Source organism: Gilliamella sp. B3172 (assembly GCF_026536465.1).
In the GTDB taxonomy this organism is placed as follows: domain Bacteria; phylum Pseudomonadota; class Gammaproteobacteria; order Enterobacterales; family Orbaceae; genus Gilliamella.
The window spans coordinates 168,099-180,875 of sequence record NZ_JAFNOA010000003.1 but is presented as its reverse complement, the minus strand read 5'-3'; the positions used below and the strand labels follow the sequence as shown (position 1 = coordinate 180,875).

Annotated in this window: 10 protein-coding genes; 4 read left to right on the top strand and 6 right to left on the bottom strand. The window is 39.4% G+C overall.

Annotated features, from left to right (window positions below):
* Positions 1-25 precede the first annotated feature (25 nt).
* Positions 26-2,965: a DNA translocase FtsK 4TM domain-containing protein gene (locus J3U37_RS12135; RefSeq protein WP_416379986.1), complete on the top strand. Its 2,940-nt coding sequence runs from the start codon at positions 26-28 to the stop codon at positions 2,963-2,965.
* 163 nt (positions 2,966-3,128) lie between these two features.
* Positions 3,129-4,025: a triphosphoribosyl-dephospho-CoA synthase CitG gene (gene citG / locus J3U37_RS05470; RefSeq protein ID WP_267373702.1), complete on the top strand. Its 897-nt coding sequence runs from the start codon at positions 3,129-3,131 to the stop codon at positions 4,023-4,025.
* A 72-nt stretch (positions 4,026-4,097) separates the two neighbouring features.
* Here the strand turns inward: citG and J3U37_RS05465 are convergent, their stop codons facing one another.
* Positions 4,098-5,255: an MFS transporter gene (locus tag J3U37_RS05465; RefSeq protein ID WP_220218987.1), complete on the bottom strand. Its 1,158-nt coding sequence runs from the start codon at positions 5,253-5,255 to the stop codon at positions 4,098-4,100.
* A 257-nt stretch (positions 5,256-5,512) separates the two neighbouring features.
* Here J3U37_RS05465 and J3U37_RS05460 point away from each other — a divergent pair, with 257 nt between their 5' ends.
* Together J3U37_RS05460 and J3U37_RS05455 are read left to right on the top strand one after the other, a co-directional pair.
* Complete coding sequence (locus J3U37_RS05460) at positions 5,513-7,375, top strand: beta-glucoside-specific PTS transporter subunit IIABC (RefSeq protein WP_267373699.1); 1,863 nt, start codon at positions 5,513-5,515, stop codon at positions 7,373-7,375.
* Between the two features lie 10 nt (positions 7,376-7,385).
* Positions 7,386-8,789: a glycoside hydrolase family 1 protein gene (locus J3U37_RS05455; RefSeq protein WP_267373697.1), complete on the top strand. Its 1,404-nt coding sequence runs from the start codon at positions 7,386-7,388 to the stop codon at positions 8,787-8,789.
* Between the two features lie 129 nt (positions 8,790-8,918).
* Here the strand turns inward: J3U37_RS05455 and J3U37_RS05450 are convergent, their stop codons facing one another.
* Genes J3U37_RS05450 through J3U37_RS05430 form a run of 5 tightly spaced genes read right to left on the bottom strand, consistent with a single transcriptional unit; the run spans position 8,919 to position 12,731 of the window.
* Positions 8,919-9,740 carry a transporter substrate-binding domain-containing protein gene (locus tag J3U37_RS05450; protein ID WP_267335518.1) on the bottom strand — a complete coding sequence of 274 codons (822 nt, stop codon included), beginning with the start codon at positions 9,738-9,740 and terminating at the stop codon, positions 8,919-8,921.
* 59 nt (positions 9,741-9,799) lie between these two features.
* Positions 9,800-10,225 carry a GNAT family N-acetyltransferase gene (locus J3U37_RS05445; protein ID WP_220218983.1) on the bottom strand — a complete coding sequence of 142 codons (426 nt, stop codon included), beginning with the start codon at positions 10,223-10,225 and terminating at the stop codon, positions 9,800-9,802.
* 18 nt (positions 10,226-10,243) lie between these two features.
* Positions 10,244-11,002: an amino acid ABC transporter ATP-binding protein gene (locus tag J3U37_RS05440; protein ID WP_220218982.1), complete on the bottom strand. Its 759-nt coding sequence runs from the start codon at positions 11,000-11,002 to the stop codon at positions 10,244-10,246.
* On the bottom strand, positions 10,999-11,739 hold the full coding sequence (locus J3U37_RS05435; protein ID WP_220218981.1) for an amino acid ABC transporter permease: 741 nt from the start codon (positions 11,737-11,739) through the stop codon (positions 10,999-11,001). The genes J3U37_RS05440 and J3U37_RS05435 overlap by 4 nt, the downstream gene beginning before the upstream one ends.
* A gap of 20 nt (positions 11,740-11,759) precedes the next feature.
* Positions 11,760-12,731: a glutathione S-transferase family protein gene (locus J3U37_RS05430; RefSeq protein ID WP_220218980.1), complete on the bottom strand. Its 972-nt coding sequence runs from the start codon at positions 12,729-12,731 to the stop codon at positions 11,760-11,762.
* Between the last annotated feature and the right edge of the window lie 46 nt (positions 12,732-12,777).

The following is a 12,777-nucleotide window of genomic DNA, read 5'->3' as shown; positions in this document are numbered from 1 at the left end:
TGAAAATCGCTATTTAGGTACGTGTTTGAAAAAGTCAAAAATTACGAGAAGGCAGATTATAGCGCAACTGATTCTATTAACGATAATAGGGTTATCCGTTTGCTTATTTTTATCGCTGTTTACTTACAATCCCTCTGATCCGGGCTGGTCTCGCACCGCTTGGCATACACCGATAAGCAATTTTGGCGGTTATCTCGGTGCTTATGTTTCCGATGTGTTATTCCAATTTTTGGGCTTTGTGGCTTTTAGCATACCCGTAATTTTTATTTTCTTTTGTCTGCAATTAATGCACTATTTTTATCGGCATGCCAATGATCCGATTAACTATTTTAGTGTCTCATTTCGAATTATTGGTATTTTAGCGTTTATTTTCAGTTCCACTGGTTTTTTTGCCTTAAATATTCAAGATGCCGAACAATTTGAAGCCGGCGGTTATTTAGGTTCAATCGTTATTGAAAGTCTGTTACCGGTGATGAGCAACCTTGTCACCTCACTGGTTTTACTGGCAACCAGCTTTGCCTGTGTCACACTATTAACCGGGCTTTCATGGTTGTATCTAATAGAAAAATTAGGTGCGCTGGTTATGCTGTTGTTATCACCAATTAGATGGTTATTTTCATTACGTAAAACAAGACACGTTGCTGACGATGAAAATGATGCGCCAGAAAACCCACAGTCAGCCGAACAAGAGCAGGATCCTCAGTTTACTATCCCGTTTGATCATGATGCAGTCAATATCCAACAAACTGCCCCTCTTAATATCAAGGTTGATGATCAGCAAGCTGAGGCTACAATTAAGATTGATAAACAACCCCAAACCGAAGCAACCTTATCGCCTAAAACGGAAGATGACAAACTTAAACAAACAACAATGGAGTTAGTCAAGGCGCTGCAAGAGCTTAATGCCAGATCGCTAGCTGCTGCTGAAGATAGTTCAAATAAAACGCAAAACCAACTAGAATCTGATGATATATTAACTCGCATTGAATCGATTTTACAAAATATGAAAGAACGTGATTCTGATTCAGTAAAATCGTTAGTTGAACAAATTCAACTAAACAAATCAGCAACGGTAGACCCTTTTGAGCACGACAAATACACTATTTCTGATGCGCCAAGTAAACCTTTGTTTATCATGAATGATAATCAACCGTCCATCACATTACAACATGATAGTGAGATTGACGAAGAGAATGAACAGAGTGCATTTGATCCTATCATCGAACTCTCAGCCGACGAGCCTGAGCCACTATTCATCACGCCCCAAATCATGACGGATGTTGAGCTACCTGAGCGGATACCAGCCACCGATGTGGATATAGATTTACTGAAAAAAGAAAATCCGGTTATTGAAGATATCTATCAAGTCGAAACCACCGATGAAAAAGTTCAGACGTTTGAGCCGATAGCGGACGATGAGCAAGATAGCTTAATTCATCCATTACTCAGGCGGGATGATACGCCACGGGCAAAACCAACCACACCATTGCCGTCTTTGAATTTATTGACCGCACCGCCAACGACTCGAATTGAAGTCGACCATGCTGCCTTAAATGCCATGGCTGAATTAATTGAAAAAAGCTTAGCTGACTATCGTGTTAAAGCCAAAGTGGTTGATTATATGCCGGGTCCGGTCATCACTCGTTTTGAAATCGAACTGGCGCCGGGGATTAAAGCTGCCCGTATTTCGACGTTAGATCGTGATCTGGCTCGCTCTTTGTCAATGCCGTCGGTGCGTGTGGTTGAAGTGATTCCCGGCAAACCTTATGTCGGTATCGAACTACCAAATAAAAACCGTCAAACCGTCTATTTTAGGGAAGTGCTTGATAGCCCACAATTTAAAAATGCCCAATCACCACTAACTGTTGTGCTAGGTAAAGATATCGCCGGACAATCGGTGGTGGCGGATTTGGCCAAAATGCCACATCTGTTAGTGGCAGGTACCACCGGATCCGGTAAATCAGTCGGCGTTAATGCAATGATTTTAAGTATTTTATATAAATCACAGCCGGAAGATGTTCGCTTTATCATGATTGACCCTAAAATGCTTGAGCTGTCTATTTATGAAGGCATCCCTCACTTACTCACTCAAGTGGTTACCGATATGAAAGATGCGGCCAATGCGCTAAATTGGTGTGTCAATGAAATGGAAAGACGTTATCGCTTAATGTCATTTTTAGGGGTACGTAACATTGCCGGTTACAACGAAAAAATCAAACTGGCTGAAGAAATGGGTCGACCAATCCCCGATCCATTATGGAAACCAACCGACAGCATGGATCTGAACATGCCAACATTGGAAAAATTACCGTATATCGTTGTTATGGTTGATGAGTTTGCTGACTTAATTATGGCGGTAGGTAAAAAAGTCGAAGAGTTAATCGCAAGACTGGCGCAAAAAGCACGGGCGGCCGGTATTCACCTTGTCTTAGCCACCCAGCGACCGTCGGTTGATGTCATTACCGGTTTAATTAAAGCTAACATTCCAACTCGTATTGCTTTTACCGTTTCGAGTAAAATTGACTCACGCACGATTTTAGATCAAATGGGCGCCGAATCCTTGCTTGGTATGGGGGATATGCTTTATTTGGCACCCAATAGCTCTATACCAATTCGTGTTCATGGTGCGTTTGTCCGTGATGAAGAAGTTCATGCCGTTGTACAAGATTGGAAAGCACGTGGCACACCAAAATATATTGAAAACGTGACCGTTTCAACCGATGACAGTGAAAGTAGCAGCTTAGACGGTATTGATGAAGAGCTCGATCCATTATTTGATCAGGTTGTGGCTTTCGTTGTTGAAACACGTCGGGCTTCAATCTCTAGCGTTCAACGAAAATTTAGAATCGGCTATAATCGAGCGGCTCGCATAGTTGAGCAAATGGAGCTGGAAGGCATTATTAGTCCGCCTAGTCATAATGGTAATCGTGAAGTTTTAGCAACCCAATCACAACACGATTTTTAAAGTGATAACGCCAGCTTATAGTATCTAATAAGCTGGCAAGCTCGAAGGTAATAACCCGCAAATATATTAACTGGGGTAACCAAACTTTGCTGTTAACTTAAATTAATTGAAAATCGTTAATTTTGCACAGCAAGGCATTAAAACCCGCAAGGTAACACAGACAATGAGTGATTACTCACAGCAAGTGGCTTTATTGGAAGCCAAAATAATTGATAATAAAAATTTAAGCCCGGCGACACAGCTTGCGATTAAGGCGTTAATTAAAGAAATTTGCCTGTCACCTAAACCCGGTCTGGTGGATATGAACAATAATGGCGCACATCGGGATATGGATTTTCAAACCTTCATTTCCAGTATTCAAGCCATTACACATTGGTTTGAACAGTTTTACCAATACGGTAAAAACACCGCTAATATGCCGGTTAACCAATTTTTATCGGGCATTAGACCGATTGGATTACAATGTGAAAAAGCGATGTTTGACGCAACGCATCAAGTCAATACCCACAAAGGAGGCATTTTCGCTTTTGGTTTATTACTCGGTGCTATTGGTCGAATTGAACAGCAAGGCTTGCCACTTAATGCACAAAGTATCTGTGAGCAAGTCGCCACTATCTGTCAAGGTATCGTCAATAACGAACTTAAACAAAACAACCCGACACATTCCGTCGGTGAAAAGCTGTTTAAACGCCACAATTTAGCCGGTGCCCGCGGAGAAGCTGAATCAGGTTATGCCACAGTTCGACAAGTATCACTGCCAATATATCAACAGATGATAAACCGCGGTTACGATGAAGAGACTAGCTTATTACAAGCTTTATTATATTTACTGGCTTTTAACCAAGACACCAATCTTGTCTCTCGTGGCGGGCTTGAAGGATTAAACTATGTTCAACAACACGCTAAAACTTTGATTGATCAAGGTGGAATGGTTGATCATCATGGGCGAGAAAACCTATATAAGCTCGATCTTGAGCTAATAAAACGCAATTTAAGCCCTGGCGGTTCGGCCGATTTGATTGCTATTACGTGGTTATTGTCTCAATACCCAAATGCTTAAATCATCGTAAATATCCGTTGATAGAATAAGAGCATAATTGGTTGCTTACAGTTTAGCCGCTTTTGCCATTCCCTATTTTGCTGGTTGTCTTTTAACGTAAAAACAGTACAAAACCGCGCCCAACACAGCGCTTATGGCTAAAATAAAATAAGCTAAAGTCATTGAATATTGCAAGCTGACATAACCAACAATCACCGGAAATAGCGTCATCCCTAAGGCATAAATTGCTTGAAATAAGCCCATTGCCGCCGAGCGAACATCTGCCGGAATATCGCTCATCGCTTCAAAAGTTAACAATGAGAACAAAATACCTGTTGCCATACCGGGAATGATCTGGAGCAGTAAAATTAAATAACTCGATGCCACAATAGGAACTAAGGCGCAATACAGCGCCAAAAGCAGAAAAGCGAGCATAATCCAAACCGATACACTTAATCGATCGATCCACTTACTGGCGCCGAGTTTGGCAAATAAGACCGAAGATAACATATAAATAATGGCAGACAGACCAATCATTGCAGAGTTTGCGCCCAGTTCACTCAATATCTGATTGGTAAAAGACATGGTAGTAGACATTTGTATACCCTGCTGAATAAGCGCCAATAACGAAAAAAAGAGTAACTTAGAATTAAAAAAGACTTTAAATAAATGGTGATATTGAAAATGATGATGTATTTTTTCAGGGTATTTAAGTTGGGTTGCTAATATAAAGGCAATTAAACCGCTTAAACAACTGAGTAAACAGATAAATTTCATGCCGCAAAAATCAAAAAATAGCATACCGGTTAAAAAGGCCAGGAAGATCCCTAAATTGTTTACCATAATAATCAAACTGGTGGCATACCCCCTTTTGGATTTGGGATAGAATCCTAAAAACAGCACCATAAATGAAATCCACATAGCACTGGCAAAGCCAGAAATAATATTACCGATTAAAAATCCCATGCCATTGGGCTGTATTATGCGAATAACTGAGGCAAAACCGGCTAAGAAACATCCCACGATAATAAACGCTTTATGCTTCTCTTTAACATTAGCGATTAAGCCCACCGGAAGGCGTAACACTAATTGTGAAATGCCGTAAGCACTGATCACGATACCAATAAATTGCGTCGACAAGCTTATCGCAGCCAGATAAGGCGTTTGATAAGGAATATAGATATATTGGGCATACCAGAAGAAAAACACAATTGTTAAGAGTAAATAGGACTTTTTTTTGGCAGATCTCATTTGTAGACAATTTCATGACAACTAATTGTATAAAAATATATCTAAATTAGCGATTTAGCAACTACCAATTCGACCTTGTCTAAATTTTTAAACTATGCTAGCGTGGAGTCAGTTAGTCAAACGATAAAAGTTAATTTTTACTAAAAAACATCAATAATTTCAGACATCATACGATAACTGATATTACTTGTTACCAACATTTAGTCTATTTTGTCTTTTATTAGTGTTTAACCATTCTTTTAGCAATGGAGAAAATAATGGATTATCAAAAAATTGCGCTACAAATATTAAAGCTCGTGGGTGGCGAACAAAACGTCGTTAGTGTGACCCACTGTTTTACGCGTTTACGCTTTGTATTAAATGATAATAACAAGGCAGATCGTGAAAAGTTACTGCAAACCGAAGGGGTGATATCGGTGGTTGAAAGCAGTGGACAATATCAGATTGTGCTAGGCAACAAAGTCACACACATTTATGATGCGCTCACACCGTTAATCGACAAATCAACAAAACATCATCAACCTGCCCCTAAAGTCTCAATTGGGGTAAAGATACTCAATGCATTTGCTGCCATTTTTACGCCAATTATTCCCGCTATTGCGGCATCGGGCATGTTGAAAGGCATTTTGGCCGTTGCTGTAATGATTGGTCAATACTACTATCAAACCGATATTAAAACCTATAGCACCTATACCATTTTACATGCGGCATCGGATGCTGTTTTTTATTTCATGCCGATAATTTTAGGCTATACCGCCGCTAAAGTGTTTAAAGCGCACGAATTTATCTCCATGATTATAGGGGCAACACTATGTTACCCTTCAATCGTGAGCTTAATGGCAAGCAAAAATGAGGTGACTTTATTTGCTATCGAACTAACTAAAGCCAGTTATACTTCAAGCGTTATTCCAATTATTTTAGCGGTGTTTATTTTAAGTTATGTGCAAAGATTCTTAGAATATATCATCCCAGAAGTCTTAAAAATAATTATGGTTCCAACATTTTCTTTGTTGATCATGATACCTGCAACATTGCTAATTTTTGGACCTATTGGAATCTATATCGGCGAATTTATTAACTGGATCTATTACTACATTATGGGAGTGAGCCCTATTTTATTAGGTGCCTTTATTGGCGGCATTTGGTGTATCTTAGTTATTTTTGGTGCGCATCGTGCAATTGTACCAATTGGCATCAATGATGTTGCGCAAACTGGCCGGCAAAACCTATTAGCCTTCGCCGGAGCGGCGAACTTTTCGCAAGCTGGCGCTGCCTTAGGGGTATTTTTTAAAACGAAGAATAAAAACCTAAAGACTGTTGCCGCATCCGCTACCATTACCGCCCTGTTTGGCATTACTGAGCCGGCGATTTATGGTGCTAATTTAAGACTGAAAAAACCGATGATCTGCGCTGTCATTTGCGGTGCTATTGCTGGCGGATTTATGGGCTGGGGTGGCTCTTACGGTACCGCTTTTGCCAATCAAGGCGTATTAACTATTCCGGTCTATGCTGAAGCGGGCAGTAAAGCATTTTTATGCTACTTAATCGGCATTGTTTTTGCTTTTTTTGGTTCTTGCCTAATGACAATGATGATTGGTTTTAACGATATTCCAAACGATGAAGATTCAATAAAAACAGCGCCTAATACTAAAAATAACTTAACAACCGATGATGCCATTGCTGCGCCAATCGAAGGGCGGGTTGTGCCATTAAACGAGGTCAAAGATGAAGTGTTTGCCTCCGGCTCAATGGGATTAGGGGTTGCAATATACCCACAAACAGGCGAAGTTATCGCACCGGCTGATTGTACTGTGACGGTGCTTTATCCTACTTTACATGCGATAGGTTTAAAACTCGATAATGGGGTTGAACTTTTAATTCATATCGGTATTGATACGGTTAATCTACAAGGCGAATATTTCACAGCGCATGTTAAAGCGGGTGAGCATATTACTAAAGGCAGTAAAATCGTGTCGTTTGATATTCATCGCATTGAACAGAAAAATTATGATTTAACAACATCGATTATCATCGTCGATTCACAACAATATAAAAGCGTTGAAACTACGCAACAAAGTGAAGTGAGTTATCAAGACAATTTATTATTTATTCAAGTTTAGAGGTTAACATATGAAAACGTTTGCTAAGGATTTTTGGTGGGGAGCATCGTCTTCGGCATTTCAAATTGAAGGTGGCTGGGATGCTGACGGTAAAGGAATGACTGTTGCAGATTATAATTCCTTCCAACGTTCAGCTATACAAGCCGATAGCAAAGTCGCCAGTGATTTTTATCATCATGTAGAAAGTGACATCGCTTTATTTAAACAATTAGGACTCAAAACCTATCGCTTTTCAATCTCATGGGCAAGAATCATTCCGGACGGTGACGGACAAATTAATCAAGCTGGTATCGATTTTTATAATCGAGTGATCAACGAGCTTTTAAAAAATGATATCTTACCTTTTATTACACTTTATCATTTTGACTTGCCTTTTGCTTTAGTCGACAAATATAACGGTTGGCAAGATCGCCGCTGTGTTGATGCGTTTAGACGTTATGCGCAAATCTGTTATCAAGCGTTTGGCGATCGGGTCAAACATTGGCAGATTAATAACGAACAAAATCTAATGATTCGGGTTAACGAAAGAATGAATATGTATCACATTGCGCCTCAAGATGCTGAAAAAGTCAGAGCGCAAATGGATTATCATATGTTCGTTGCTCATGCTATGGCAACCAATGATTGCCATGATTTGATCCCGGGCAGTAAAGTAGGACCGGCTGTTTCCTCAACGATGACTTATCCGGCCAGTAATAAGCCTAAAGATGTTTGGGCAGCGAAAATGAATGACAATTTCAAAACCAATTATGCCCTTGAAATGTACTGTTTTGGTGATTATCCCGGTTATTATAAAAACTATCTTAACCGCTGTGGTATCTATCCTATCACGCAAGCGGAAGATGCCGAAATTTTAAAACAGGCAAAACCCGATTTCATTGCGGTTAACTATTATCGTACGTTAGTTGCCAGCTATTTACCGGAAGATGAAGCGCATCCATTTGGTACTAAAGAGAACGATATCGATTTTAACCTTTATGGCTATTTTAAAATCGAGAAAAACCCAAATTTAACGGCGTCAACTTATGGCGCACAAATCGACCCTATGGGATTACGTTTAGTGCTTAATGAATATTATCGACAATACCGTTTACCCATGATTATTACAGAAAATGGTTTAGGTACACCCGATGTATTAACCGCTGATAATAAAGTCCACGACGATTATCGGATCGATTATATCAAAGCCCACATTTTAGCCTGCCATGATGCCATTGAAGACGGCGTTGAATTGTTTGGCTATTGTCCATGGTCAGTGATCGACTTATTAAGCTCTCATCAAGGCTTTAAAAAGCGTTATGGCTTTGTTTATGTTGATCGAGATGACCATGATTTAAAAACCCTTAATCGTATCAAAAAAGATAGTTTTTATTGGTATCAAAAAGTGATTAAGGACAATGGCATTATCGACTAGTTATTAACTAAAGAGCGATTTTATTGCCAGATGACGCTTTAAAAGCGTCATCTTTATCAAGCTAAAATCTTTCAGATTAAAACCGGCTATCTTTCCCTAGCCTAACTCAACAAATTGTTATCAAAAAACTTACTTAGGTGAATAATCAGCACCAAAATAGTGTTGGCTAATTTTTGATAATTCGCCATTTTGGATTATCTTTTGTATGGCTTGATTAATATCCTGAGTTAACTGCTGCCCTTGTGCCCCTTTACTGATAAGCAAATAGCTGTATGGGGATGCGATACGTTCAGCATCTTCTTTGCTTAGTTCAATCGTTTTAAGATTCAGCTGGTGTTCATTGATATATTGCGCCAACATGACTTTATCGATTAATTGAAAATCATACTGCCCGCTTTCAACATGTTGCAATACCGGCAATAACTCGGCTTCACTATAAACAATTTTGACCGGATTATTTGGATTTTGTTCATTATAAGACTCTAAGGCAGTGGCATAATTTAACCCCGGTGAAACTTCGGTTGATTTGCCTTTTAGATCACTAAATCCGTTAATCTGTTGATTGTTTTTTGCTACAGCAATCACATATTGATTTTTGAAAATCGGATCAGAATAGAAATACTTTTCTTTACGTTTTTCATTCATTGCGTAGTTATTGGCACCCACTTGATAACGTTGCGAATCTAACCCAGCCAAAACGGAAGGAAATTCAGTGATTTCAAAACTAATCTCGTATTGCGGTAGCTGAGCAAATACCGCTTTTACCACATCAATATCATAGCCAACCAGCTCGCCTTTATCATCTACCGTGGTAAAGGGGCTAGGTGCACCCGAGGTGCCAATAACAATCTTTTGTTTACCTGTGGTTGCAGTTGTTGAAGTTTGATTGTCACAACCGACTAACGACAATACGCCCAATAGCAATAAACCATACCATTTTTTGTAGCACATAAATAATTCCCTCGCACAACTAGATTAATTTTCTGAAAGTTGTTAAAACAATCTTTCAACTATATAAAGCCCATATTTTTCATTTCTGTTCGATGATCGGCTTGATAACGTGCCATGCCGGTTTTCATTAAATCAAACCCTAAATTACGATAAAATTCGACGGTTTGGGGATGAGTGTAAAGGATGATATTGCAGTGTTTTACTTGCTCTACCAACTTTTCAACAATCAATCGACCATACTTTTGCCCATGCAGATGTTTGGCTAACGCTACGTTATAAATTGCCGCCTGACAAATGCCGTCAGATAATGCCCGTCCAACGCCAACAACTTGCCCATTTTCCAGTAAAAAAACTACGGCATAACTTCGCTTAAATACTTGCTCTTGCGTGTTAGCATCAAGCGAACTTAAACCATAAAAGGCCAGCAGATCAGCAACCTCTTGCCAGTTGATTGCTTGACAATGTTGTTGAATCACAATATTCATTGTTGCTCCTTTCACTCCTTAAATTTCATAATCAACTTGTATTGAAGAATAATATCTGGCTAAAAAAGCTTTGGTTCTGAGTTGTTTAGGATTAGAAAACATTTGCTGAGGTGAACTATCTTCAATAATTTGTCCTTTATCTAAAAACAGTACCCGGGTGGCAATATCATGCACAAAGCTCATTTCGTGTGAGACTAAAATCATGGTAATACCCGATTTTGCAGCCATTTTGATTGTCGCCAGCACTTCACCGACCAATTCGGGATCTAAGGCCGAAGTTGGCTCATCAAGCAATAAAACTTTGGGATCCATGGCTAAAGCGCGGGCAATAGCAACCCGTTGTTGTTGTCCACCTGATAACTGCTTAGGGTAATGATAAATGCGCTCTTTTAATCCAACTTCAACCAATTTTTCATACGCTATCTGTTGAGCTTGAGCTTTCGGTAATTTTTTAACAATAATTAAACCTTCCATTACATTCTCTAAGGCATTTTTTTGCTGAAACAGATTGAATTGTTGAAATACCATAGCCGTTTGCTGACGAAATTTAACTATGTCACGCCGTTTTATCTGGCTAACGTCCAACCCGACATTATCAATCTCAATGTAACCTTGCTGCGGTTTTTCTAATAAGTTTAAACAGCGTAATAAAGTTGATTTACCGGCACCGGAAGCACCGATAATAGCGACAATTTCATGAGGTTTAATCTGAAAATTAAGGTGATCCAAAATGAGGTTTTGCGCAAATGATAATGTAAGATCTTTTACCTCAATCATAATAATTTCCCTCGACGATAACTCGGGGTATTGGCACTATCGGAAATGGTTAAGCGCTTTTCTAAATACTTAACCATTAACTCAATAATAATAGTCAATCCCCAATAAATTAAGGCTAATGAAATATAGACTTCAAAATATCGATAACTATGCCCGGCAAGCGTTTTGCCCCTACCGGTCATTTCAGTGACAGAGCAAACAAACGCCAATGAAGTCCCTTTGAGTAAACCAATCAACGTGTTACCTAAATTTGGTAAAGCAACAAGAAACGCTTCGGGAATAACAATTCGGCGCAGTAACTGGCTATAGGTCATGCCTAGCGATTGTGCTGCTTCAATTTGTCCTTTATTGACCGATTGTAATGCGGCTCGAATCGTTTCGGAATTATAAGCGGCCTCGTTTAATGAGAAGGCAATAAGTACAAATATCATCGGCGATATACCATTGACATTGTAATTAGTATCATATAGATAATTGACATACCTTAATAAAACAGGAATACCGTAAAAGCTCAAATAGAGCTGGACTAGCAAAGGCGTGCCACGGATGAACGAAACAAAAATCGCCGCCAATTGCGATAATACCGGTATTTTATGCATCTTAATGACAGCAACAACCAGCCCCAACATGACACCGAATAACATCGAAAACACGGTTATAAACAAGGTTACCGGCAAATATGCCAGTAACGTTGGAATTTGGGTGAATATTAATCCAAAATCTAAAATATTTGGCATCATCACTACCCCAGTAAATTTTATCTGTTTGAAGTAAAAATCTTATCTCTGTTATGTGGTGTGTGCCAATTACTGACATCGGGCCCCAAAGGTAAAATATCGTAAGGGTTATGCGCATTGTTACTTAAGAAATAGCCCTGTTTAATTGCATGAAAATCGGTTGTTTCACCAAAGGCTGGGATCTGATAAAGATCTCTGGCGTAAGCCCATAAATTTGGAAAATCAATGATTCGATTCCGATTGGTTTTAAATGCACTATAGTAGGCCACATCAAATCTGGCCAATGTCACATATAACCGAATATCGGCATCGGTAATTTGATCGCCAAACAGATAGCGTGATTGGCTTAAACGTTGTTCGAGTTTATCAAGCTGATTAAATACGAGGTGATAAGCCTCTTCATAGGCTTTTTGGGAACGGGCAAACCCGGCTTTATAAACGCCATTATTCACTTCATGAAATATAACATTATTTAATGCATCAATATCAGCTCGCAATTTTTCCGGATAGAGATCCGGGGCGCCAGCTTTATGAAAGGGTTTAAATTGGGTTTCCCAATAGTAGGTTAGATTAAAATAATCGTTGTTAACCACTTTGCCAGTTTTGACATCGACAACCGTTGGTACGGTCGCTCGTCCATTATATTCTGGATCGGTTTTGGCATATATTTCGGGTAGAAATCGGATACCGAGCACCGGATCAACACCATTTTTATCTAACGAAAACTCCCAACCATTTTCCGTTCTTACCGGGTTGACTTTACCGACACTGATAACATCTTCCAGCCCCAATAATTTGATAGCTATCATCTGACGATGTGCCCAAGGACAAATTGCAGCCCAAATTAAACGATAACGCCCAGCTTCCACCGGTAGCATGCCAGGCTCATTACCAAAAGGAGTATTAAAGCGGTTAGTTTGACGAACAAAAGCGCCATCTTTACTGATTTCGTTATTTTCAGTTGTTACTACTTTTCCTATTGCTATAGACATATTTTTACCCCTTCTATTTGCTACTACAAATTTGATTTATCCCACA